The 22893-nt window shown below is 65.0% G+C and carries 20 protein-coding genes and 1 tRNA gene; 10 read left to right on the forward strand and 11 right to left on the reverse strand.

The genetic code is table 11. From position 1 onward, the window contains the following. Positions 1-7: 7 nt before the first annotated feature. Positions 8-2683: an aconitate hydratase AcnA gene (acnA, locus tag VWN43_RS01135; protein ID WP_320181007.1), complete on the reverse strand. Its 2676-nt coding sequence runs from the start codon at positions 2681-2683 to the stop codon at positions 8-10. Between the two features lie 217 nt (positions 2684-2900). Here acnA and VWN43_RS01140 point away from each other — a divergent pair, with 217 nt between their 5' ends. Further along, entirely contained in the window at positions 2901-3053 is a 153-nt protein-coding gene (locus VWN43_RS01140; RefSeq protein WP_320181006.1) for a hypothetical protein, read from the forward strand. On the opposite strand, the gene VWN43_RS01145 is transcribed toward VWN43_RS01140, so the two are convergent. Continuing rightward, the gene (locus VWN43_RS01145) at positions 3050-3940 is read right to left on the reverse strand and encodes a DMT family transporter (protein ID WP_253520067.1); all 891 of its coding nucleotides are present in this window, start codon (positions 3938-3940) and stop codon (positions 3050-3052) included. The two genes, VWN43_RS01140 and VWN43_RS01145, sit on opposite strands and share 4 nt — an antisense overlap. Before the next feature lie 141 nt (positions 3941-4081). Between VWN43_RS01145 and VWN43_RS01150 the strand changes: the two genes are divergently transcribed. Further along, positions 4082-5509 carry a L,D-transpeptidase family protein gene (locus tag VWN43_RS01150; RefSeq protein ID WP_320181005.1) on the forward strand — a complete coding sequence of 476 codons (1428 nt, stop codon included), beginning with the start codon at positions 4082-4084 and terminating at the stop codon, positions 5507-5509. 5 nt (positions 5510-5514) lie between these two features. Here VWN43_RS01150 and VWN43_RS01155 read toward each other — a convergent pair whose 3' ends face one another. From VWN43_RS01155 to VWN43_RS01170, 4 genes are all read right to left on the reverse strand, one after another. Beyond that, positions 5515-6222 carry a murein L,D-transpeptidase catalytic domain-containing protein gene (locus VWN43_RS01155; protein WP_320181004.1) on the reverse strand — a complete coding sequence of 236 codons (708 nt, stop codon included), beginning with the start codon at positions 6220-6222 and terminating at the stop codon, positions 5515-5517. 61 nt (positions 6223-6283) lie between these two features. Beyond that, positions 6284-6832: a retropepsin-like aspartic protease family protein gene (locus VWN43_RS01160; protein WP_320181003.1), complete on the reverse strand. Its 549-nt coding sequence runs from the start codon at positions 6830-6832 to the stop codon at positions 6284-6286. A 42-nt stretch (positions 6833-6874) separates the two neighbouring features. Beyond that, positions 6875-8026 (reverse strand): flavodoxin-dependent (E)-4-hydroxy-3-methylbut-2-enyl-diphosphate synthase, encoded by a 1152-nt coding sequence (gene ispG, locus VWN43_RS01165; protein WP_320181002.1) that lies wholly within the window; start codon positions 8024-8026, stop codon positions 6875-6877. 44 nt (positions 8027-8070) lie between these two features. Next, a complete protein-coding gene (locus tag VWN43_RS01170) occupies positions 8071-8916 on the reverse strand; it encodes a LytTR family DNA-binding domain-containing protein (RefSeq protein ID WP_330767939.1) in 846 nt (281 codons plus the stop codon). Between the two features lie 47 nt (positions 8917-8963). On the opposite strand from VWN43_RS01170, the gene VWN43_RS01175 reads away from it, so the two are divergent. Continuing rightward, positions 8964-11168: a CorA family divalent cation transporter gene (locus VWN43_RS01175; RefSeq protein WP_330767941.1), complete on the forward strand. Its 2205-nt coding sequence runs from the start codon at positions 8964-8966 to the stop codon at positions 11166-11168. Between the two features lie 56 nt (positions 11169-11224). Here the strand turns inward: VWN43_RS01175 and VWN43_RS01180 are convergent, their stop codons facing one another. Together VWN43_RS01180 and VWN43_RS01185 are read right to left on the reverse strand one after the other, a co-directional pair. Then, positions 11225-12187, reverse strand: coding sequence for an SDR family NAD(P)-dependent oxidoreductase (locus VWN43_RS01180; RefSeq protein ID WP_320180998.1), 963 nt, complete (start codon positions 12185-12187; stop codon positions 11225-11227). Positions 12188-12284: 97 nt separating this feature from the next. Then, positions 12285-13520, reverse strand: a complete 1236-nt coding sequence (locus tag VWN43_RS01185) for a mechanosensitive ion channel (RefSeq protein WP_253520040.1) — start codon at positions 13518-13520, stop codon at positions 12285-12287. A 110-nt stretch (positions 13521-13630) separates the two neighbouring features. On the opposite strand from VWN43_RS01185, the gene VWN43_RS01190 reads away from it, so the two are divergent. After that, positions 13631-14728, forward strand: a complete 1098-nt coding sequence (locus tag VWN43_RS01190; RefSeq protein WP_320180997.1) for an isoaspartyl peptidase/L-asparaginase family protein — start codon at positions 13631-13633, stop codon at positions 14726-14728. A gap of 4 nt (positions 14729-14732) precedes the next feature. Here VWN43_RS01190 and VWN43_RS01195 read toward each other — a convergent pair whose 3' ends face one another. Further along, positions 14733-15626: a prephenate dehydratase gene (locus tag VWN43_RS01195; protein WP_320180996.1), complete on the reverse strand. Its 894-nt coding sequence runs from the start codon at positions 15624-15626 to the stop codon at positions 14733-14735. 135 nt (positions 15627-15761) lie between these two features. Between VWN43_RS01195 and VWN43_RS01200 the strand changes: the two genes are divergently transcribed. Next, positions 15762-16466: a c-type cytochrome gene (locus tag VWN43_RS01200; protein WP_320180995.1), complete on the forward strand. Its 705-nt coding sequence runs from the start codon at positions 15762-15764 to the stop codon at positions 16464-16466. Positions 16467-16521: 55 nt separating this feature from the next. Here the strand turns inward: VWN43_RS01200 and VWN43_RS01205 are convergent, their stop codons facing one another. Together VWN43_RS01205 and VWN43_RS01210 are read right to left on the reverse strand one after the other, a co-directional pair. Next, the gene (locus VWN43_RS01205) at positions 16522-17187 is read right to left on the reverse strand and encodes an RlmE family RNA methyltransferase (protein ID WP_253520005.1); all 666 of its coding nucleotides are present in this window, start codon (positions 17185-17187) and stop codon (positions 16522-16524) included. After that, positions 17180-18388: a Ppx/GppA phosphatase family protein gene (locus tag VWN43_RS01210; protein ID WP_320180994.1), complete on the reverse strand. Its 1209-nt coding sequence runs from the start codon at positions 18386-18388 to the stop codon at positions 17180-17182. The genes VWN43_RS01205 and VWN43_RS01210 overlap by 8 nt, the downstream gene beginning before the upstream one ends. A 188-nt stretch (positions 18389-18576) precedes the next feature. On the opposite strand from VWN43_RS01210, the gene VWN43_RS01215 reads away from it, so the two are divergent. The 5 genes from VWN43_RS01215 (at position 18577) to VWN43_RS01235 (ending at position 22868) form a co-directional block, all read left to right on the forward strand. Further along, positions 18577-18650: transfer RNA gene (locus VWN43_RS01215), tRNA-Gln, on the forward strand. 51 nt (positions 18651-18701) lie between these two features. Then, positions 18702-19868 (forward strand): acyl-CoA dehydrogenase family protein, encoded by a 1167-nt coding sequence (locus VWN43_RS01220; RefSeq protein ID WP_320180993.1) that lies wholly within the window; start codon positions 18702-18704, stop codon positions 19866-19868. A gap of 27 nt (positions 19869-19895) precedes the next feature. Further along, positions 19896-20972, forward strand: a complete 1077-nt coding sequence (locus VWN43_RS01225; protein ID WP_320180992.1) for a CaiB/BaiF CoA transferase family protein — start codon at positions 19896-19898, stop codon at positions 20970-20972. Positions 20973-20997: 25 nt separating this feature from the next. Further along, positions 20998-22416, forward strand: coding sequence for an aldehyde dehydrogenase family protein (locus VWN43_RS01230; protein ID WP_320180991.1), 1419 nt, complete (start codon positions 20998-21000; stop codon positions 22414-22416). Continuing rightward, positions 22416-22868 carry a MaoC family dehydratase gene (locus tag VWN43_RS01235; RefSeq protein ID WP_320180990.1) on the forward strand — a complete coding sequence of 151 codons (453 nt, stop codon included), beginning with the start codon at positions 22416-22418 and terminating at the stop codon, positions 22866-22868. The genes VWN43_RS01230 and VWN43_RS01235 overlap by 1 nt, the downstream gene beginning before the upstream one ends. Positions 22869-22893: the final 25 nt, after the last annotated feature.

Genomic DNA, 22893 nt, shown 5'->3' on the forward strand with positions numbered 1-22893 from the left:
TGTCGGATCAGGCCGCGGCGAGCTTGCGCAGGACGTAATGGAGGATGCCGCCATTGCGGTAATATTCCATTTCGTTCGCAGTATCGATGCGGCACAGCGCGGTGAAGCTGAAGGTCGAGCCGTCCTCGCGGGTCACCTCGACTTCAACGTCCTGGCTCGGGCTGAGATCGGCGAGGCCCTTGATCGTGAAGCTGTCGGTCGCGGTCAGGCCCAGCGTGTTGCGCGTATCGCCATCCTTGAACTGCAGCGGCAGTACGCCCATCCCGATCAGGTTCGAGCGGTGGATACGCTCGTAGCTTTCGACCATCACCGCCTTGACGCCCAGCAGGATGGTGCCCTTGGCCGCCCAGTCGCGGCTCGAACCCGTGCCGTATTCCTTGCCGGCAACGACTACCAGCGGGGTGCCGTCTTCCTTGTGCTTCATTGCCGCATCGTAGATCGGCATCTGTTCGCCATTGTAGGTCGTCACGCCGCCTTCGACCCCGGGGACCATTTCGTTCTTGATGCGGATGTTGGCGAAGGTGCCGCGCATCATCACGTCGTGGTTGCCGCGGCGCGAGCCGTAGGAGTTGAAGTCCTGCTTGGCGACCTGGTGGCTCTGCAGATAGGAACCCGCAGGGCTGTCTTCCTTGATCGAACCGGCGGGCGAGATGTGGTCGGTGGTGACCGAATCGCCGAGAATCGCCAGCGGCTTCGCGTCGGTGATGTCGGTCACCGGCGCAGGCGTCATCTCCATGTCTTCGAAGAAGGGCGGGCTGGCGACATAGGTGCTCGTCGGATTCCAGCGATAGGTGTCGCTGGCTTCGACATTGATCGCCTGCCAGTGCTCGTCGCCCTTGTAGACGTCGGCATAGCGGGTGACGAACATCTCGCGGTCGATATTGGCGGCGCGATGTTCGCGTACTTCGGCATTGCTCGGCCAGATGTCGGCAAGCATCACGTCATTGCCCTGCTGGTCCTGGCCGACCGGGGTGTCGGTGATGTCCTTGGTCACCGTGCCGAGGATCGAATAGGCGACCACCAGCGGCGGCGAGGCAAGGAAGTTGGCGCGCACGTCGGGCGACACGCGGCCTTCGAAATTGCGGTTACCCGACAGGACGCTGGCGGCGACGATGTCGTTATTATTGATCGCCTTGCTGATCGGCGGGGCGAGCGGGCCCGAGTTGCCGATGCAGGTGGTGCAGCCATAGCCGACAAGATCGAAGCCCATGGCGTTGAGGTCTTCCTGCAGGCCGGATTTGACCAGATAGTCGGTGACCACCTGCGATCCGGGTGCGAGGCTGGTCTTGACCCACGGCTTGGGCTTGAGGCCCTTTTCATGCGCCTTCTTGGCGACGAGGCCGGCAGCGATCAGCACATCGGGGTTGGAGGTGTTGGTGCAGCTGGTGATCGCGGCAATCACCACGTCGCCATCGCCGATATCGTGATGCGTGTTTTCGACTTCGACGCGGACTGGCGCGCTCTTCTTGTAGATCTTCTCGAGATCCGAATTGAACAGCTCGTCGACCTGCGGCAGCGCGACGCGGTCCTGCGGACGCTTGGGACCCGCGAGGCTGGGGACGACCTTGGACACGTCGAGATCGAGCGTCTTGGTGAAGACCGGCTCGGCCTCGGGCGTGAACCACATGCCCTGTTCTTTCGAATAGGCTTCGACCAGCGCGATGGTTTCCTCGTCGCGGCCGGTGAGGCGCATGTATTCGAGCGTCTTCTCGTCGATGCCGAAGAACCCGCAGGTCGCGCCGTATTCGGGCGCCATATTGGCGATCGTCGCACGGTCGGCGAGGCTGAGATTGGCGACGCCGTCGCCGTAGAATTCCACGAACCGGCCAACCACGCCGACTTCGCGCAGCATCTGCACGCAGGTCAGCACGAGGTCGGTGGCGGTGACGCCTTCGGCCATCGCGCCGGTCAGTTTGAAGCCGACCACTTCGGGGATCAGCATCGAGATCGGCTGGCCGAGCATGGCGGCTTCGGCTTCGATCCCGCCGACACCCCAGCCCAGCACGCCGAGGCCGTTGATCATGGTGGTGTGGCTGTCGGTGCCGACGCAGGTGTCGGGATAGGCGACCGCATTACCGTCGGGGTCATCGGTCGACCATACGCCCTTGCCGATATACTCGAGATTCACCTGATGGCAGATGCCGGTGCCCGGGGGCACGGCGGAGAAGTTCTCGAAGCTCTTCGATCCCCATTTGAGGAAGTCGTAACGCTCCGCATTGCGGGCATATTCGAGCTCGACGTTCTTTTCGAACGCCTTGGGATGGCCAAACTCGTCGACCATGACCGAGTGGTCGATCACGAGGTTCACGGGAACTTGCGGGTTGATCTTGGCGGTGTCACCGCCGAGCTTGGAAATTGCATCGCGCATTGCGGCAAGGTCGACCACGCAGGGCACGCCGGTGAAATCCTGCAGCAGCACGCGCGCCGGGCGGTACTGGATTTCCTTGCCGGTCGCCGGGTTCTTCTGCCAGTCGGCGATCGCCTGCGCGTCATCGGTCGATACGGTGAAGCCGCCGTCCTCGAAGCGCAACATGTTCTCGAGCAGGACCTTCAGGCTGAAGGGCAGCTTCGACACGTCGCCGATCTTTTCTTCCGCCTTGGCGAAGGAATAATAAGCGTAGTCCTTGCCGTTCACGGTGAGGGTTGAGCGGGTTCCGAGCGTGTCCTTACCGACCTGGGTCATGCGCGCGTTGATCCTTTCTTTTGAGAGCCGTCACCTGCCCAATGGCCGGGACTGCAGAATGTGCCGCGCACCTGCGCCGGAACGCCGCAAAAATCAAGTGTGCGGCGGTGCAACATCGCGTATTCGCAGGAACCCTTGCGCGATTTGTGCGCTTGGTGTGCCAGAATCGGGGCGTTGACCCCGCACCGGCACCAGGGCCGCATGAGGAGTAATTTGAATGCCTTCGTTTTTCGATGCCCGCGACAGGTCTCGCCGGTCCTTGCGGATCGCCATCACCGCGGTCGCATTGGGCGTGGCGGGATGCTTTACCGCCGCTTTCACCTTTGCCGACCAGCCGGTTCGCGCCGCTGCAGTCGAACAGGCGCGCTAGGGCAGCTGGGGCATCGCTGCCGCGCGGGGCCTGCGGGTCGCCAGCCAGCACGATGCGATAATGATCGCCGTTCCGATCACGGTCGGCAGAGTGAGCTGCTCGGCAAAGAACAGCCAGCCGAACAGGGAAGCCCACAGGAAACCCGAATATTCGAGCGGGACCAGCACTTGCGCCTCGGCGCGGGCATAGGCCCAGGCAAAAGCCATCGCCCCGGCCACGGTCAGCGCCGCGGCGGCGCCAAGATCGATCAAAGTGGCTCTATCGGGCATTTCGAACACGAACGGCGCGGCCACGCCCAGCAGGACCACCGAAACACCCGAATGGAAGGTGGCGATCTCGGCCGGGCCGGCAACCTGCGACTGGCGCCGGATAAGGATGAACCCATAGGCATAGAGCAGTGCCGAGAAGAGCATGGCGGCGAGCCCAAGCGCGGCGTCGCGGTCGAAATCGGCCTGCCCGATCTTGCCGCCGACAATGACCAGCGTCCCCGCGAAACCGAGCAGCGACGCCGCGATCGCTTCGCGGCGGATGGTTTCGCCCAGCAGGATACGCGCGAGATAGAGCGCGATCAGCGGGGCAATGAAACTGATCGCGATCGCTTCCGCCAGCGGCAGCTTGGTCAGCGCATAGAAAAAAGCCAGTGCCATGAAGGTGGCGACCACCGAGCGCTGCAGATGCAGCTTGAGCACATGCCGCTGCGGCCAGCGGCCGCCGCGCGCCAGCCATAGCGGCAGCGCAATTCCCGTCCCGATTACCGACCGCAGCCACGAGGCGGTGAGCGCCCCTACCGCCAATGCGGCGCTCTTCATGAAGGCATCCATCAGCGACAGGCTGGCAACCGCCAGTGCGGCCATGAAGACAGGAAGCAGGACATGGTCGCGGGTCACCGCACGGCTCTATCCGCGCATCCTGCAACCGTCACCGGTAATTCAGCACTGCGAAAGCCGGGATATTGGATTAGCTTGGCGCATTGGACTAATATCCCCCCATACGCGCTACAGGGGCGCGGGGTGCATCTGGTAGGACTTATGACACGCTTCCGTCTGATTTTTGGCTCCGCAATGGGTGCGGCGCTGTGTGCAACTTCGGTAATGGCGCAGGACAATGCGCCCGAAGACCTGCTGCCGCCCGAACCGGCGAAGGTAACCGAGAAACTGCCCGATTACACAGCCGGCGTTCCTACAGGCGCGCCGCCGTCGAGCGTCGAGGACAGCTTCGACGATATTCGTACGAGCTCGGGCGAAGTGGTCCAGCAATTGCCGGTGATGGTCCGCGAATGGAGCATCCCGCAGGCGAAAAAGCTGCTGGCCTTCATCCCCACTGTCGAAGCCGAGGGGCTGGTGCCTGCGGATTACCGCAGTGCCGAGCTGTCCGCTGCAATCGCCGCGGGCGAAGGCGCGGCGCTGAATGACATCGCGAGCCAGATCTTCATCTGGCTGGTCGAGGATCTGCGCGACGGGCGCACGCCGATGGACGCGCGGCGGCAGTGGTTCGTGGTCGATCCCGACCCCGATGTGCTGCCGTCGCATCGCCTGCTCGAACAGGCGGTCGAGAGTAGCGATATCGCGGGTACGCTGGCTGCGCTCAATCCGGTGTCGCCCGACTATGCGCGGCTCAAGACCGAGCTGGCGAAGACCACCGATCCGGCAAAGCGCAAGCTGATCCGCGCGAACATGGATCGCTGGCGCTGGCTGGCGCGCGATCTGGGCAAGCAGTACCTGCTGACCAACGTCCCCGAATACCAGCTGCGGCTGACGGTGAACGACCGGATCATCAAGAATTACCGCGTTGTGGTGGGCAAGGCCGGTCGCACCGCCACGCCGCAACTCTCCGAAATGGTCGAGGCGGTGATCTTCAACCCGACCTGGACGGTGCCGCAATCGATCGTGAAGGGCGAAGGACTGGGCGCGAAAGTGCTCAACAACCCCGCCTGGGCGCGCGCCAATGGCTACAAGGCGACCAAGGGCGCGAATGGCTGGGTCAGCGTGGTGCAGCAGCCGGGGGCGGGCAATTCGCTCGGCCTGATGAAGCTCGACATGCCCAACGAGCATGCGATCTTCCTCCATGACACGCCCGCCAAGGCGCTGTTCAACCAGGACAATCGCGCGCTCAGCCACGGTTGCATCCGCGTGCAGGGCGCACGCGAACTGGCGATGACGATGGCGATGCTGGGCAATGCCGAAACGCGCGAGGATCTGCCGGTCATCCAGCAGGAAGTGTCAGAAATCACTGCCAGCGGGACCTACACACGCTATCCGATGGAAAAGCAGTGGCCGGTCTACATTACCTATTTCACCTATGGGGTGGACGTTAACGGCAATCTGACCAAGTTCGCCGACATCTACGATCGCGATGCGCCGGTACTGGCCGCGCTCGACGCCCCGCGCGAGCGTGACCGGGCGCGCAAGACAAGCGAAGAAGTGGTGGAGATCGTCGACGACCTGCAGACGACCTGAAGGGGTTAGTAGACGCCCGGATTGGTCCGTTCGAACGTGCCGCCGTGGTCATTCTGCAGCAGGTCGTATTGCGCGACCGGCGGCGTGACGCGGCTGCCGTCTTCGGCAATGCCATAACTGCCCGCGACCAGCAGGCGGCCGCCCGACAGGTCGATCAGCGCACGGTCGAATTGTTCGGGCCCCATCGCGAAGCACCCGTTCGAGCGGCCTAACCGGCCAAAGCGATCGACGTGGCCGGGGGTGGCGTAATTCGCCTGGTGCATCACGATCGCGCGCGGCAGCGCGTTGGAATTGGTCGGATCGAGCCCGTCGAGCCGGAGCGAGGTGCCGTAGCGCCCGACATACCAGCTGCGCGTCATGAACGCGCCGCGGCTGGAGGCTTCGCTGCCCTCGATATTGGAATAGCGCTTGAGCCAGCCGTCGTGTTCGCCGTCGGAACCGGTACCGTGGCTGACATGGAAACTCTCCACGCGTTCGTTCGCGAGATCGACGAAATGGAACCGCTTCTGCGCCGAATGCAGCCCGAAATCGGCGATGCCGACCACATCCTTGCGCCAGATGTTGCTGCCCGTCCGCGCGAGTTCATCGCGCGCGATCGCCATCAGCTGCGCATCGCGCGCGGCGGTGGGATTGACCTGTGCGAACAGGCGCGCGGGCAGGGTCAGCGCCGCACCGGCGGCAAGCGAGCCTTTGAGAATATCGCGACGTTTCATCTTGGGCACCTTAACAGCCTTGTGCTGGCCACGTCATGAATATTGCGGCGAAACGGCGCAGCTATTCGCCCAGCACCATGCGATCGTGTTCGATGCGGACCGGGTGGATGGTCGACAGGAAGCTCTGGCCAAGCAGCGACACGCTGAGGCCTTCGGGCACGATAATCGCCGCGACATCGCGCGCTTCGTGCCCGCCAAGCGTAACGCGGTCGAGCGTGACGCTGACGCCATAGACGGGCCCCGAAGCCCCGCGGGCGACCTCGTGCACATCGGCATCGGACCAGTAGAGCCCCGCTGCGCGCGCATCGCTGCCGGTCAGTGCGACCTTGGTCGCGCCGGTATCGACCAAGAATTCAACCTGCGATCCGTTGATCCGCGTGTCGGCGTAAAAATGTCCGTCCGCTGCACGCGGCAGTTCGGTCGCGCCCGCGGCCCAGCTCGCATAGCTGGCGCTGCTGTTCGAATGGCGATCCAGAGCGGCGGGGTCGGATGTCTTTTCGCTCGCGAAGTCTTCTGCGCCCTCGGTCGCCGAATCGATTGCGCCGCCGGGCACGAAAGCGGCACCGACGAAGGCCAGCATGGCAATGGCAAGAAAGATGGCCTCGCGCATGGCGCCAGCATGCGCGATCGGGCTTAATTTGGCGTAAAGTGCCTATTCCGCCGCTTCGGCAGGCTGCGGGGCGTGCGGATCGAAGGCAACCGCCTCGCCTGCCTCGATCTGCGCGGCCTTGGCTTCGACCAGCGAGACGATGTGGTCGAGCATGTCTTCGCTCTTCACATGATGGTCGGTCACGCCCGAGAGGAACACCATGTGCTTGCCCGCGCCGCCGCCGGTGATGCCGATGTCGGTTTCGCGCGCTTCGCCGGGGCCGTTGACCACGCAGCCGAGCACCGAGAGGCTCATCGGCGTCTTGATATGCTCGAGCCGTTTTTCGAGCGTCTCGACCGTGCGGATGACATCGAACCCCTGGCGCGAACAGCTGGGGCAGGACACCACGCGCACGCCGCGGGTGCGCAGGCCCAGCGCCTTGAGCATTTCGAAGCCGACTTTCACTTCCTGTTCGGGTTCGGCGGAAAGCGAAACGCGGATCGTGTCGCCAATGCCCGCCCACAGCAGGCTGCCGATGCCGATCGAGCTCTTGACGGTGCCGCCGATCAGTCCGCCCGCTTCGGTAATGCCGAGATGGAGCGGGCAATCGACCGCTTCGGCGAGCCCGTGATAAGCGGCGACCGCGAGGAATACGTCACTCGCCTTCACCGCGACCTTGTATTCGTGGAAATCGTGATCCTGCAGCAGCTTGATATGGTCGAGCGCGCTTTCGATCAGCGCCTCGGGGCAGGGCTCGCCGTATTTTTCGAGCAGGTCCTTTTCCAGGCTGCCGGCATTTACCCCGATGCGGATCGCGCAGCCATTGGCCTTCGCTGCGCGGACGACTTCGGCGACGCGCTCGCTGCTGCCGATATTGCCCGGATTGATCCGCAGGCAGGCGGCGCCCTTGTCCGCCGCTTCGAGCGCGCGTTTGTAGTGGAAATGGATGTCGGCGACGATCGGGACATTGGCCGCCGCGGTGATCTTGTCGAAATGTTCGGTCGATTCCGCCGTGGGGCAAGACACGCGGATGATGTCCGCCCCGGCATCCTCGCAGCGACGAATCTGGTCGATCGTCGCGCCGACATCCTCGGTCGTCGTGTTGGTCATGGTCTGCACGGTAATCGGGGCATCGCCGCCGACGGGGACGTTGCCGACCATGATCTGGCGGGACGGTCGGCGCTCGATAGTGCGCCAGGGACGAATTGAAGACATGTGCGGCAATATAGAGCCCCCAGTGTGAAGGGGCAATGACGCTGCTAGACGAGGGCGTCGCGATAGCGCCGACTGCCGCGCACGCGCTCGCCATTTGCCAGCGTGACGGTGAAGTCCCCGCTCTGTCCGCTCTCGATCGCGCGCACGGCATCGCGGCGGACGAGACGGCTCCGGTGGATGCGCGCGAAGGCGGGGCCCAGTTCGGCTTCCACCGCCGCCATCGTTGCGCGGTATAGGTAGGTCTTGCCCTGCGCGTGGATTTCCACGTAATTCGCGGCGGCCTCGATCCGGTCGATGGAGGCAAGCGGCACGCGGATGCGGCGGCTGCCGTCGGATATCTCGAGGACGCGCTCGGCGCTGGCCCCGTGCCCGGGGGCCGGACGCAGCGTGTACCAATGGAGTGCCGCGGCAATCGCAGCCAGCAGGGCATAGTCGGCAATGTCCTTGCGCAATTCATAGGGGAAACCGCGCATCCCTTCGGGGAAATGGTAGTCCCCGCCCGCAAGCGCCCAAGCGATCTCGCGCAGGCCGACCATGAGGCCGACATGCACCGCCGAGGCGATGGGGGCACCCACCACCAGCAGGACCGCTGCGACGGGCCAGCTGCGGCGCGGCGGCAGCATATGCGGGATCGTGCGCCACAGCAGCAGGACGACGATGCACCATGCGGCAAAGCTGGTCAGTTCGAGCGTCCAGACGGTCTGTGGATCGGCGCTGCCTTCGCTATCGGTCAGCCTCGACCCGACATTGGCCCACAGCTGCAGCGCCGCATAGACCAGCAACGCCGCCACCACGCCCAGCAGGACGAGATAGCGATTGCCGTTCGTCCCTCGCGGCCCGCCGCTTGTCCCCGGTCCGGTGCCATCCATCCCTGCCGCTCCCCCGTTCATGGCCTAGAGATAGCAGAGCGGGCGGTGCTTCGCCTAATCCTCGGGGCATGGACACAAACCCGCTGCCCGACCCGATATCCGGCCGCCATTTCGGCATGGACTGGCTGCGCATCGCGGCCTTCGCGCTGCTCATCCTCTACCATGTCGGTATGGCTTTCGTGCCCTGGGGTTGGCATGTGAAATGGAACGAGATCAGCGAGTTCTCCCGGCTGCCCATGCTGGCGCTGAACGGCTGGCGGCTGGCGCTGCTGTTCGTGGTGTCGGGATATGCCACCGCGGCCCTGCTTGCCCGCAGCGAACGGCTCGCTTTCCTGCGGTCGCGCAGCGCGCGCCTGCTCATCCCGACCGTCTTTGCGATCATCGTCGTCATTCCGCCGCAGGTGTGGATCGATCTGATGTACAATCATGGATATGCGCAGCCCTTCGCGGCGTTCTGGCGCACCGATTACTTCCGCTTCGGCACGCTCGAGGGCATCGTCATGCCGACGTGGCAGCACCTGTGGTTCGTCGTCTATCTGTTCGCCTATACGCTGGTCATCCTCGCGCTTCATGCACTGCTTCCCGCCCAGGCTCGGTGCTGGATCGTCAAGCTGCTGGGCAAGGTGTTCGCCTCCGCAGGCGGCTTGCTGGCGATCCCGGTGTTGTGGGCCGTGCTGCGCCCCCTCTTTATCTTTCCCGGGGTCGAGGATACGCATGCGCTGCTCGACGATTTCGCGGCGCACTACATTTTCCTCGCCGCTTTCCTGTTCGGTTTCCTGCTGCGCCATTCCGCGCCGCTGTGGTCGGCCATCCGCGTCACTTGGCACCTTGCGGGACTGATCGCCCTGGTGGCTACGGCGGCCATGGTCGGACAGGTCTGGTGGCTGACCGGGCACGAATGGTCGGACGGGGCGGCGGCGATCTACGCCGTGGTGCGCGGGGTGCAATCATGGTGCACGATCGTCGCGCTGCTTGGGGTCGCCGACCGCTTCTGGAACCGCGACGCGCGCTGTCGGACCATGCTCAACGAGGCGGTCTTTCCCTTTCTATATCATTCACCAGACCATCATCGTCATGTTCATCTGGTATCTACGCCCGGTAGCCATGCCCGCGGGGGCGGCGTTCCTGCTGACCGTGGCGATCACCGCGATCGGATGCTGGCTGTTCTACCGCATCGGGCGCGCGGTGCCCGGTCTGCGGTTGCTCATCGGGCTGCGCGGTTGGCGCATTCCCCCTTCCACCGCCCCGATGGATGCGGCATTCAGGCGGGTATGAGCCAGACAACCGACGCCGCCGAGACCGAAACACCGCTGCTGTTCGGGCGGGTGCTCGATGGCCAGGGCGGGGCGCGGCCGATCGCCTTGGCGGAGGCGCTGGAGTGGCAGCCCACCGCCGCGGGCGAAGTGCTGTGGCTGCATATCTGCCGCAACCGCCCCGGCGTGCTGGAATGGCTCGAGGGCCGCTTGCATATCCCCGAGCCGACTGCGGAACTGCTCGTCAGCGACCAGACGCGTCCGCGCGCCTTTCGCGAAGGCGAAACGCTGGTCGGCACGCTGCGGGGGATCAATTTCAATCCCGGCGCCGAACCCGAAGACATGATCTCGATGCAGTTCTGGTGCGACGGGCGGCGGCTGGTCACGCTGCGCCGCGACCCGCTGCAGATCCCGCGCGAGGTCGTGGCGCTGCTCGATCGCGGCGATGGGCCGCCTGATGCAGGGGCAACGATCACGCTGCTCGCCGAACTGCTGATCGCGCGAATGAGCCAGTCGATCGTGGACATGAACGATGTGCTCGACGTGCTCGAACACGACGATCCCGAAGAACATGCCGAGCGCATGCTCAAACGGATCTCGACCATCCGCCGCAATTGCCTCGGGCTCAAGCGGCACATGGCGCCGCAGCACGAGGCGCTCGAACAGATCAGCCGCGACGCGCCCTTCTGGTTCGAGGAACACGACCGGCGCGAGATCGCCGAGAGCATCGCCCGCCTGCGCCGCTATCTCGACGATATCGACATCAGCAAGGAAAGCGCATTGGTGCTGCAGGACGAGATCCGGGCGCGCAGCCTCGCCTCGAGCGAGCACGCGACCTATATGCTGACCATCGTCGCGGGGATTTTCCTGCCCTTGAGCTTCCTCACCGGCCTGCTGGGGATCAATGTCGGCGGTATGCCCGGGATGCAGGACCCCGACGCCTTCTGGGCGGTGGTGGCGCTGTGCGGGTTGCTGTTCACCGGGCTGATCGTCGCCTTCCGCCGGTTGCGCTGGCTCTGACTACCAGCGCACCAGCGGCGGCATGGTGACGCGCCCGACCGCCGCGCCCGCCTCGGTCAGTAAGCGAAACGTTCGCCGACCAGGTCCTCGCTCATCGCCCACAGCTGTTCGGCGCTGTCGGGGTCGAGTGCATAGCTGCGCACGCCGCCCATCGGGCTTGCATCGTCTTGGTCGGCGACATGGCAATCCTCGCAATACAGCCCGCCGCTACCGGCAACCGCGTCGCTCGTCGCCGCCCAGCAGGTGGTCGCGGCCCCCTGCGGAATGGTCTTGAAGCCCTGACCCGGCTGGCCCGTTTCCTCGGCCGACTTGCGCATCCGCTCCATCATCCATTCGCGGTCCTGCTCGGTCATGTGGCGTCCGAGGTTGGTCATGATCCCGCCCGGATGCACCGCATAGGCATGGATGCCCTTGTCCGCGAGCCTTCGTTCCAGCCCGACCGAGAACAGGATGTTGGCGGTCTTCGACTGCCCGTAGGCCTCCCATTTGTCGTAATCGCGCTGCTCGTAATTGGGATCGTCGAAATGCATGCGGTCGATATGGTGGCCGCGGCTCGACAAATTGACGATGCGCGGGGCCTCGCCCCGTTCGATCAGGGGCATGAGCAGATTGGTCAGCAGGAAATGACCGACATGGTTGGTGCCGAACTGCATTTCGAAACCGTCGGCGGTGCGATCGAGCGGGGAAGCCATCACCCCCGCATTGTTGATCAGCAGGTCGATCTTGTCGAAGCGATTGGCGGCATCCTTGGCTGCCGCGCGCACGCTGTCGAGCGAGGCGAGGTCGCAGACGAGCGTGTCCACCCTCGCGCCGGTTCCCTCGGCAATCTCGTCGGCGGCGGCGGACAGCTTGGTCGCATCGCGCCCAGCCAGGATGACATGCGCACCCTTGGCCGCCATTGCCCGCGCGGTTTCCTTCCCGAGCCCCGAATATCCGCCCGTGACCAGCGCGGTCCGCCCGTTCAGATCGTGCCCTGCAAGGACCTCGTCGGCCGTGCTTTCGAACCCGAACTCGCTCATACGCTCTCTCCCTTTGCAAGGCGGCGTAGCACAGAAAAAAGGGCGCGGGATGATTAATCCCACGCCCGTAATTTGCGAGACCGAAAGGTCGGTTGGCTTAGGCCCCCGGGGGGAGCGGATCGGCCGATTTGGACGCGGCCTTGCGGCCCGGCTTGGGTGCGGAGGCGCCGCCTAGGTCGCTGTCCATCTGCTCGAGCTTGCGCGCTGCCCAGTCGCGGCCACCGAGGCCGAAGGCAAGCGCGCCAGCCACCGCGACGCCGGCGATGAGGATCGTCAGCGCATTCGCCGGGATCATCCCGCCGATGCCGGTGAACTGCAGGCCCATGAAGACGAACAGGATGATGGTCGCCCAGCGCACGATGGTGCCGGCGGTCGATCCGCCCGCATCGCCGGCGATGAGCCGTGCGAGCAGGTTGGCGATCAGGAAGCCGAAGGCGATGACCACCGCCCCGAAGATCACCCGTCCGCCCAGTTCGAGCAGTTGGTCGAGGATCACGGTCAGCTCGGGAAAGCCGAGCAGCCGCGTAGCCGCGATCGCGAAGAACAGGATGATCGCGACCTGTGCGACCCGCGCAATGATGCTCGATGCGGTCGTGCCTTCGGTCACCAGCCCGCTTTCGGCCATGGCCCGGTCGACGCCCAGCCCCGGCAGGACTTCCTTGGCGATCTGGACCACGAACTTGCTGATGAGATAGCCGATGCCGAGCAGGACCGCCGCAGCGATGATGTTCGGAATGGCGGCGAAGATCATCCGCAGCATTTCGCTGGCCGGCGCGCTGATCGAATCGATCCCGAGCTGTTCGAGCGCGGCGATCGCCACCGGAATGGCGATCAGGACATAGATGATCGTGCCGATGGTCTTGCTGATGGCGCTGTTGCCGGTGACACCTTCGACCCCGCCGCGATTGGCCCATTTGTCGAAATCGACCGTCTGCAGCATGGTCACGACGAGGTCGCGGACGATCCGCGCCACCATCATCCCGATAAAGAAGATCAGCCCCGCCCACAGCAGGTTGGGGAGGAAGGCGACGACGTTTTCGAGCAGGCTGTCGATCGGGCCGGCTACTCCGCCGAGTTCGAGGATGTTGAGAATGATCAGCAGGCCGAACAGCCAGACCAGCAGGCTGACGATCTTGCCGAGCGATTCTCCCAGCGACTGGCCGCTGCCGGTCCCGCGCTTGAAGAAGTCGACGGTATCGACGAGTTTGGCGAAGGCCCATTTGGCCCCGCGCGCGATAAGCCAGGTGATGATCAGCGCGACGACGGCGAGGAGAATCTTTTCTCCCAGTTCCATCGCCACCTGTTCGTCGAAACGATAGCGGTCGAAAATCATAACCCCGTCCCCCAAGTGGTTTCCGTAAGGGAAGGGCTATCACGCAAACCGTTATTCTCCAAAACGCATTAACGGATGAAGTGGAAAAGCGGTCATGCTACCGCTTTTACATGAGAGGATTTTCAACCCGCATCGCCCGCGCATTTGCCGCGCTTTTCGTCTTTATCGCAGTACCTGCCGCGGCTGAGGACGAGCCCGGCTGGTCGATCGCCATTCATGGCGGCGCGGGGACCATCGCGCGCGACGATATGACGCCGCAGCAGGATGCGGCCTATCGCGCTGCACTGCAAAGCGCGCTCGACGCGGGCGCGCAGGTGCTGCGTGAAGGCGGCAGCGCGATGGATGCGATCCAGGCCGCAATCGAGCCGATGGAAGACGATCCGCTGTTCAACGCCGGGCGCGGCGCGGTATTCACTTGGGACGGCGACATCGAACTCGACGCCTCGATCATGGATGGCCGTACCCGCGATGCGGGCGCCGTCGCAGGCGTCACGGGCATCCGCCATCCGATCGCGCTTGCGCGCAAGGTGATGACCGACAGTCCGCATGTCATGCTGGCCGGGGCCGGTGCGGCTGAGTTCGCGGCCGAGCAGGGGCTGGCGACTATGCCCCCCGAATGGTTCGAGACCGAACGCCGCCAGAAGGCGCTCGAGCGGATGAAGGCCGAGCGGCTCTCCGCGATCGATGTCGATATCAAGTTCGGCACGGTCGGCGCGGTGGCGCTCGACCGGGATGGCAATATGGCGGCGGGCACATCGACCGGCGGAATGACCGGCAAGCGCTGGGGCCGTATCGGCGATGCGCCGATCATCGGTGCGGGCACCTATGCCGACAACCGCGCCTGCGCGGTCTCGGCCACCGGCTGGGGCGAGTTCTTCATCCGCGTCGGCGTGTCGCATGAAATCTGCACCCGGCTACGGCATCGTTACCGCACCGAAATCGACGCCGCGCAGGCCAGTGTGCCGCTCGATGACGAAGGGTTTCCGACCTATATCGTCCACGCCAGCGAATTCGGTCTCGACGCCGCGCAGGCGCAGGAGGAAATCGACGCGGTCATTGCCGATGTCGGCAGTCTCGGGGGTGACGGCGGGGTGATTGTGGTGACGCGCGACGGGCATCCGCTGTTCAGCATGAACACTTCGGGCATGTACCGCGGGCGCGCTACCAGCGACGGGCTGCGCGAAGTGGCGATCTACGGCGACGAGTAGGCCTTCAGCCGCGCGGGCGGGCCTGCGCATAGCTGCCGAGCAGGCGCACGCCATTGGTCTGGAAGGCAAGTTCCTCCAGCGCCGTGTCGACCCGGGCATCGCCTGGCGCGCCCTCGATGTCGGCAAAGAACATCGTCGCGGCGAAACTTGCGCCCTTCTGGTAGCTTTCCAGCTTGGTCATGTTGACGCCATTGGTCGCGAAGCAGCCCAGCGCCTTGTACAGCGCGGCGGGAGTGTTCTTCACTTCGAAGATGAAGGTCGTCATCGCCTGCGCGCCCGCCAGCGCGGCCGGATCGAGTGCCTCGTTCGCCAGCACCACGAAGCGTGTCGTATTGTCGGGCGCATCCTCGACCTCGCGCTCGACGATTTCGAGCCCGTAGAGGTCGGCGGCGAGCGCGGGGGCGATGGCGGCGATGTCGGTCTTCCCGCTTTCCGCCACGAACGCGGCCGCGCCCGCCGTATCGGCATGCGCGAGGCCGACGATGCCCCGCTCGCTGAGGAATTTATGCGACTGGCCCAGCGCCTGCGGATGGCTGTAGGCGGCGTCGAACGGACCCGGCCCCAGCGCCATCAGGCAATGGGTGATGCGCATGAAGTGTTCGGCCACCAGCGACAGCCCGCTTTCGGGGAGCAGGAAGTGGATATCCGCCACGCGCCCGTGCTGGCTGTTCTCGATCGGGATCATCGCGCAGCCCGCCGTGCCGCTTTCCACCGCTTCGAGCGCGTCCTCGAAACTGAAGCACGGCAGCGGCAATGCCTCGGGAGCGAATTGCATCGCCGCCTGGTGCGAATTCGATCCCGGGGCCCCGCCAAAGGCGATGGCGCGCAGCGGTTCCTGCGCAGCAGCGGCGCGCATCGAATCGACAAGGGCGAGGGCAGGCTTGGCAAACTGGCGCATGGTCTGCGGGCGTTACGGCTGCGTTCCGGTCGCATCAAGCGCTATTGCGGCTTGCGCACTTGCGAAAGGCGGCGGTGCACACTAGAGCGGCGCGCAACCATCTGACCAACCGATTTTCGCCGGGTATTTTACGCAATGGACGATCGTTTCAACACCGCTGCAGGCTGGGTCCTTGCCGCCGGTATCGTGGCACTGGGCAGCTCCATCGTTTCGGGCATGTATTTCCATGCCGATAGCGCCGAGCACCCCGAAGAGCCGGGCTACTTCATCGAAGGCGCAGCCGAAGAAGGCGGTGCCGATGCGGGCCCCGACCTCGGCACGCTGCTCGCCAGCGCGGATGCCGCGGCGGGCGAGAAGGTCTTCGCCAAGTGCACCGCGTGTCACACGATCGACCAGGGCGGCGCCAACGGCATCGGCCCGAACCTTTATGGCGTGATGGGCAAGCCGATCGGCGGGCACGCCGCGGGCTTTGCCTACAGCTCGGCGCTGGCCGAAAAGGGCGGCTCCTGGACCTGGGAAGCGATGGACGAATGGCTGACCAGCCCACGCGCCTTCGCCAATGGCACCAAGATGAGCTTCGCCGGTCTCGGCAAGGCTGAAGACCGCGCCAATGTCATGGAATTCATGTCCACCTATGGCGGTGCGCCGGCCAAGCCTGCGCCAGTCGTGGCGGAAGAAGAGCCGACCGAGGGTGAAGACGCGCCCGGCGCGGGTGCCGGACCGGTCGAAGGCGCCGAAGCCGCGGCCATGGAATCGGCTGGCAGCATGGGCGCGGACCAGCCGGTCCCGGCGGGCAATGCCGCGACCAACAACGATGGCGCGACCAAGGTCGACGAATAAGCCTTCCCTCACGGGATAATCGAAAAGGCCTCGCTGCGGCGGGGCCTTTTTCGTTTCAGCCGTTGTCCTTGAAGCCTTGCGCGATGACGTACCACTCGCTCGAGTCCTTGCGACTGGCGGGCGGCTTGGCGTGCTTCACCGTGCGGAAATGCTGCTTGAGCAGCGCGAGCAGATCGTTGTCGGTCCCGCCTGCGAGCACCTTGGCAAGGAAGGTCCCACCCGGTGCGAGGTTCTCGATAGCAAACCATGCTCCGGCCTCGACCAGCCCCATCGTCCGCAGGTGATCGGTCTGCTTGTGGCCGACGGTATTGGCCGCCATGTCGCTCATCACCAGCTCGGCCTTGCCACCCAGCGCCTCTTCGAGCACCCGCGGGGCGTCGTCATCCATGAAATCCATCTGGAAGATCGTGACGCCCTCGATCGGCTCGACTTCGAGCAGGTCGATTCCCACGACCAGCGCCTTGGGCTTGAGCTTGCGCACCACCTGGCTCCAGCCGCCCGGCGCAATGCCGAGGTCGACCACGCGGGTGACGCCCTTGAGCAGGTCGTATTTCTCGTTCAGCTCGGTCAGCTTATACGCCGCGCGGCTACGATAGCCGTCAGCCTTGGCCTGCTTGACATAGGGGTCGTTGAGCTGGCGCTGGAGCCAGCGCGTCGAACTCGCCGTGCGTTTCTTTGCGGTGCGCACGCGAACGTCGCGATCCTTGCCCGATCTAGACATCCTGTTCTCGCATTCTTTGTACTGTCGCGCGGCTGCGTTCACCCTCGGCATCGGCGGCGATCAGGCTGCGCAGGATCCCTTCACGGATGCCCCGGTCGGCCACGCCCAATTGTTCGGCGGGCCAGATGTCGAGGATCGATTCAAGAATCGCGCAGCCCGCGATGACCAGATTGGCGCGGTCGTCGCCGATGCACGGCAGGCGCTTGCGTTCGGCGCTGCTCATCCGCGACAGGCGGGTGGAGATATCGCGCATCGATTGCGACGGCACGATCAGCCCGTCAACCGCCCGCCGGTCGTATTGCGGCAGTTCGAGATGCAGGCTCGCCAGCGTCGTCACGGTGCCGCTGGTACCCAGCAGGCGGATCGGTTCGCGCGAATGCGTATGCTCGCGGATGCGCTCGGCGAATTCGGCGAAGCTGCGTCCGACGGTACGCCGCATCTCGCAATAGCGTTCGAGCCGGGTGGTTTCGGTGTCGTCCGATCCCTCGACCGTGTCGGTCAGCGAAACCACGCCCCAGGGCACGCTCAGCCAGTCGACGATGCGCGGCACGTTCTCGCCCGGCTGGACCAGCACGAGCTCGGTCGAACCACCGCCGATGTCGAAGATGATCGCCGGGCCGTTGCCTTCCTCGAGCAGGACATGACAGCCGAGCACCGCCAGCCGCGCCTCCTCCTGCGCGGAAATGATGTCGAGCATGATCCCGGTTTCGCGGCGGACCCGTTCGATAAAGGCCGGGCCGTTGCTGGCGCGGCGGCACGCCTCGGTGGCGACCGAGCGCGCCAGCCGGACATTGCGCCGGCGCAGCTTCTCCGCGCAGACCTGCAAGGCGGCGAGTGTGCGCTCCATCGCTTCGTCGGACAATTTGCCGCTCGCGGCCAGACCCTCGCCCAGCCGGACGACCCGGCTGAAGGCATCGATCACGGTGAAATTTTCACCCGACGGGCGGGCGATCAGCAGGCGGCAATTGTTGGTCCCGAGATCGAGCGCGGCATAGGCCTGGCGGCGCGCGGGAGGGCTGGCTGCGGCAACATTCGGGCGGGGCGCGAAGGTGCCATCGCGGCGTGACGCATTGCGCCGGTCGCCGTGCTTGCCGTCGGGCCGGGAGGGGCGCTTGTAGCGGAAATCGGCTACCTTGCCGGACTTGCCGCCCCGTTTTGTCCCTGGCCCCCTGTTCGTGTCCGGCGGAGAATGATCCGCCATATCGAGAGCTTTCTTGTTCCTCCCGCGCAAACCAGCGTGCACGGGGACTTGGCGGCGATGCTAGCGGTGAAGCGGAGACGGGGCAAGGGCAGGCGGCGCGCGCGGGGTTGACCTCGCGTCCCGGCAAAACTAGATGCGCGGCCTCTGTTCCGGAGCGGCCCGCGATTCTCGCCCGCCCGGCCAGCTGATGCCCCGTCGTCTAATGGTAAGACTACGGACTCTGACTCCGTCAATTGAGGTTCGAATCCTCACGGGGCATCCAGTTTCCTCACATCCGTTGCCAAAGCCGTCTTCCCGCGCCAAACAGGTTGCAATGGGAGACGGACATTTGAGTGAGACCTTTCCGGAAATCCGCGAAGCGGTGCGGCGGCTGTGCGCGCGCTTCCCCGGCGAATACTGGCAGAAGCTCGACCGCGAGCGCGCCTATCCGAGCGAATTCGTTGCCGCGCTGACCGAGGCCGGCTTCCTGTCGGTACTGATTCCCGAGGAATATGGCGGCTCGGGCCTCGGGCTCGAGGCAGCCTGCGCGGTGCTCGAGGAAATCCACCGGTCGGGATCGAACGGCGGTGCCTGCCATGCGCAGATGTACACGATGGGCACGCTGCTCAAGCATGGCTCGGACCAGCAGAAGCGCGAATATCTGCCCAAGATCGCCAGTGGCGAATTGCGGCTGCAGGCCTTTGGCGTGACCGAACCCGGTGCGGGTACCGATACGACGCGGATCAGCACCTTCGCCAAGCGCGATGGCGACGATTACGTAGTCAACGGCCAGAAGATCTGGATCAGCCGCGCCGAACATTCGGACCTGATGGTGCTGCTATGCCGCACGACCCCGCGCGAGGAATGCGCCAAGCCCTCCGACGGGATGAGCGTGCTGCTGGTCGACATGCGCGAGGCGGTGGGCAACGGGCTGACCATCCGGCCGGTGCGCACCATGCTCAACCATGCCACCACTGAACTGTTCTTCGACGATTTGCGCGTGCCCGCCAGCGCGCTGATCGGCGAGGAGGGTAAGGGGTTCCGCTACATCCTTTCGGGGATGAATGCCGAGCGCATCCTGATCGCCAGTGAATGCATCGGCGACGGACGTTTCTTCATCGACCGCGCGGCAGCCTATGCGAAGGACCGCAGCGTGTTCGGCCGCGCCATCGGCGAGAACCAGGGCGTCCAGTTCCCCATCGCGCGCGCCTATGTCCAGCTATCCGCGGCCGCCGAAATAGTGACCAAGGCGGCGCGCATGTTCGATGCGGGCGAAACCGGCGGGACCGAAGCGAACATGTCGAAGATGCTGGCGAGCGAGGCCAGCTGGTTTGCCGCCGACATGTGCATCCAGACCCACGGCGGGTTCGGCTTTGCCGAGGAATACGACGTCGAGCGCAAGTTCCGCGAGACGCGCCTCTACCAGGTCGCGCCGATCAGCACGAACCTGATCCTGAGCCATGTCGCCACACATGTGCTGGGCCTGCCCAAGAGTTTCTAGAACACACAAGTTTTCGAGGAGAGAGAAATGTCGAACGGTCCGCTGACCGGCCTCAAGGTCGTCGAATTCCAGGGCATCGGCCCGGGCCCGCATGTCTGCATGATGCTGGCCGATATGGGCGCGGAGGTCGTGCGCATCGAACGCGCCGGACACCAGCCGATGAACCCGGTGGTCGAACGCGCGCGGCACCGCGCGGAAGTCGACCTCAAGAGCGCCGAAGGCCAGGCCTTCGTCAAGCAGGCGCTGGCGCATGCCGACGTGCTGGTCGAAGGGTTCCGTCCCGGCGTCATGGAACGGCTGGGTCTCGGTCCGCAGGAATTGCTCGAGGCCAATCCGCGGCTGGTCTATGCGCGGATGACCGGCTGGGGGCAGGACGGCCCGCTGGCGCAGGCGGCCGGCCACGATCTCAACTACATCGCCATCACCGGGGCGCTCGACGCGATCGGCAAGCGCGGCGAACTGCCCGTGCCGCCGCAGAACCTCGTCGGCGATTTCGGCGGCGGATCGATGTATTGCGCGATGGGCATCCTCGCGGCGCTGTTCGAACGCGAACGCAGCGGCAAGGGGCAGGTGGTCGATGCCGCGATCGTCGACGGCGTGACCAGCCTGATGAGCTTCTTCTACGGCCAGCCGCACAGCGCGCTGCGTACGGTGGATCGCGGCGCCGGCCTGCTGGGCGGGGCGGCGCATTTCTATCGCTGCTATACCTGCAAGGATGGCAAGGAAATCAGCGTCGGCGCGATCGAACCGCAATTCTACGCCGAACTGCTCCAGCGCGCCGATGCGCCCGAGCATTTGCGCGAGGCGCAGATGAACCCGGCCAATTGGGACAGCTATGCCGAGGATCTGGCCGCGCTGTTCGTGACGAAGACGCAGGATGAATGGTGCGAATTGCTCGAAGGCACCGACGCCTGTTTCTCGCCCGTCGTTCCGCTCGATCACGCCAAGGACCATCCGCACATGAAGGCGCGCGGGGCTTTCGTCGAACACGGCGGGCGCTGGCACACTGCCCCCGCACCGCGGTTCGACCGCACGCCCAACACGATCCGCGACAGTGCCAGCGATGGCGAAGAGGTGGTGGCGCGCTGGCGTCAGGAGAGCTAGAGGCGCGCGCAAAGGAGAGTTTCCGATGCGCGATTGCACCCAGTTCTACATCGACGGCCAGTGGGTCGACCCGGTCGAGGAAAACACCGTTGCGGTGGAGAACCCTGCCACCGAGCAGACCATCGGCCACATCAGCTTCGGCACCGCGGCCGATGTCGACAAGGCCGTGGTTGCCGCGCGCAGGGCATTCGAGAGCTTCAGCCAGACCAGCAAGGAAGAACGGCTGACCCTGCTGCGCGCGATCCAGGCGGAGATCGAGACCCGCAAAGAAGAGCTCGCGACTGCGGTCAGCGACGAAATGGGCGCGCCGCTGAGCCTCGCCAATGGGCCGCATGTCGGCCTGCTCGCCGGACATTGCCAGAAGGCCATCGAAGTGCTCGAAGGCTTCGCGTTCGAACGGCTCGACGGCCCCACCTTGCATGTGTGGGAGCCGGTCGGCGTGGTCGGCATGATCACCCCGTGGAACTGGCCGCTCAATCAGATCGCCTGCAAGGTCTTCCCCGCGCTGGCGACGGGCAACACCATGGTGCTCAAGCCCAGCGAGATCGCGCCCTTCAACGCCTATATCTTTGCCGAGATCATGCATGCGGCGGGTGTTCCCGCAGGCGTGTTCAACCTGGTCAATGGCGACGGGCCGGGCGTCGGCGAAGCGATCAGCGGCCATCCCGATATCGACATGGTCAGCTTCACCGGTTCGACTCGCGCAGGCATCGCGATCGCGAAGAATGCCGCCGATACCGTCAAGCGCGTGGCGCAGGAACTGGGCGGCAAGAGCCCCAATATCGTGCTCGACGATTCCGCTTTCACCAAGTCGGTTGCCAAGGGCACGGTCGCGATGATGGGCAATTCGGGCCAGACCTGCACCGCGCCCAGCCGGATGCTGGTGCCGCATGCGCGGATGGCGGAAGCCAAGGCGGCAGCGAAGGAAGCTGCCGAGGGCGTCATTCCCGGCGATCCGAAGGGCAACGCGGCGATCGGCCCGGTGGTCAGCCGCGCGCAGTGGGACAAGATCCAGGGCCTGATCGAGAAGGGCGTTGAGGAAGGCGCGACGCTTGTCGCAGGCGGCCCCGGCAAGCCCGAGGGGCTGGAGACCGGTCACTACGTCAAGCCAACCGTCTTCGCCGATGTCACCAACGAAATGACCATCGCGCGCGAGGAAATCTTCGGCCCGGTGCTGTGTATCCTCGGATATGAGGATTACGAGGACGCGATCCGCATCGCCAATGACACCGAATACGGGCTCGCCAGCGCGATCACCGGCGAGGACATCGAACTCGCCCGCAGCCTTGCCAAGCGCATCCGCGCGGGCCGCGTGGCGATCAATGGCGGCTACGATCTCAACGCCGCCTTCGGTGGCTATAAGAAGTCGGGCAATGGCCGCGAATGGGGCGAATGGGGCTTCCACGACTTCCTAGAGGTCAAAGCCGTCATGGGACACGGCTGATGGCGGGGAAGTATTTCGACGAATGGGAGGTCGGCGATACGCTGACGCACGACATCCGGCGGACGGTGACCGAGACCGACAATCTGCTGTTCACCACCATGACGCACAACCCGCAGCCGCTCCATCTCGACGCGGAAGCGGCCAAGGCGAGCGAGTTCGGGCAGATCCTCGTCAACGGGACCTTCACCTTCTCGCTGATGGTGGGGCTCAGTGTCGGTGACACCACGCTGGGTACCCTTGTGGCCAATCTGGGTTACGACAAGCTGGTCATGCCCAAGCCCGTCTTCATCGGCGATACGCTGCATGCGACGAGCGAGGTAATCGGCCTGCGCGAGAGCAAGTCGCGGCCCGATGCGGGGATCGTCACCTTCCTCCATGAGGCAGTGAACCAGCGCGGCGAGGTGGTGTGCCGCTGCGAACGCTCGGCGCTGCTCAACAAGCGACCCGCCTGACGCCGTCCCGTTCCGCGGGAGTAAC

Origin of the sequence: Qipengyuania sp. HL-TH1 (assembly GCF_036365825.1) — a bacterium.
GTDB classification, from domain to species: domain Bacteria; phylum Pseudomonadota; class Alphaproteobacteria; order Sphingomonadales; family Sphingomonadaceae; genus Qipengyuania; species Qipengyuania profunda.

Coding starts and splice junctions, on each gene's coding strand:
- VWN43_RS01140 (WP_320181006.1), top strand. CDS start 2,901: ATGCCTTCGTTTTTCGATGCCCGCGACAGGTCTCGCCGGTCCTTGCGG.
- VWN43_RS01185 (WP_253520040.1), bottom strand. CDS start 13,520: ATGATTTTCGACCGCTATCGTTTCGACGAACAGGTGGCGATGGAACTG.
- VWN43_RS01160 (WP_320181003.1), bottom strand. CDS start 6,832: ATGCGCGAGGCCATCTTTCTTGCCATTGCCATGCTGGCCTTCGTCGGT.
- acnA (WP_320181007.1), bottom strand. CDS start 2,683: ATGACCCAGGTCGGTAAGGACACGCTCGGAACCCGCTCAACCCTCACC.
- VWN43_RS01225 (WP_320180992.1), top strand. CDS start 19,896: ATGTCGAACGGTCCGCTGACCGGCCTCAAGGTCGTCGAATTCCAGGGC.
- VWN43_RS01205 (WP_253520005.1), bottom strand. CDS start 17,187: ATGTCTAGATCGGGCAAGGATCGCGACGTTCGCGTGCGCACCGCAAAG.
- VWN43_RS01195 (WP_320180996.1), bottom strand. CDS start 15,626: ATGCGCCAGTTTGCCAAGCCTGCCCTCGCCCTTGTCGATTCGATGCGC.
- ispG (WP_320181002.1), bottom strand. CDS start 8,026: ATGTCTTCAATTCGTCCCTGGCGCACTATCGAGCGCCGACCGTCCCGC.
- VWN43_RS01235 (WP_320180990.1), top strand. CDS start 22,416: ATGGCGGGGAAGTATTTCGACGAATGGGAGGTCGGCGATACGCTGACG.
- VWN43_RS01200 (WP_320180995.1), top strand. CDS start 15,762: ATGGACGATCGTTTCAACACCGCTGCAGGCTGGGTCCTTGCCGCCGGT.
- VWN43_RS01180 (WP_320180998.1), bottom strand. CDS start 12,187: ATGAGCGAGTTCGGGTTCGAAAGCACGGCCGACGAGGTCCTTGCAGGG.
- VWN43_RS01220 (WP_320180993.1), top strand. CDS start 18,702: ATGGGAGACGGACATTTGAGTGAGACCTTTCCGGAAATCCGCGAAGCG.
- VWN43_RS01150 (WP_320181005.1), top strand. CDS start 4,082: ATGACACGCTTCCGTCTGATTTTTGGCTCCGCAATGGGTGCGGCGCTG.
- VWN43_RS01155 (WP_320181004.1), bottom strand. CDS start 6,222: ATGAAACGTCGCGATATTCTCAAAGGCTCGCTTGCCGCCGGTGCGGCG.
- VWN43_RS01230 (WP_320180991.1), top strand. CDS start 20,998: ATGCGCGATTGCACCCAGTTCTACATCGACGGCCAGTGGGTCGACCCG.
- VWN43_RS01175 (WP_330767941.1), top strand. CDS start 8,964: ATGGACACAAACCCGCTGCCCGACCCGATATCCGGCCGCCATTTCGGC.
- VWN43_RS01190 (WP_320180997.1), top strand. CDS start 13,631: ATGAGAGGATTTTCAACCCGCATCGCCCGCGCATTTGCCGCGCTTTTC.
- VWN43_RS01210 (WP_320180994.1), bottom strand. CDS start 18,388: ATGGCGGATCATTCTCCGCCGGACACGAACAGGGGGCCAGGGACAAAA.
- VWN43_RS01170 (WP_330767939.1), bottom strand. CDS start 8,916: ATGAACGGGGGAGCGGCAGGGATGGATGGCACCGGACCGGGGACAAGC.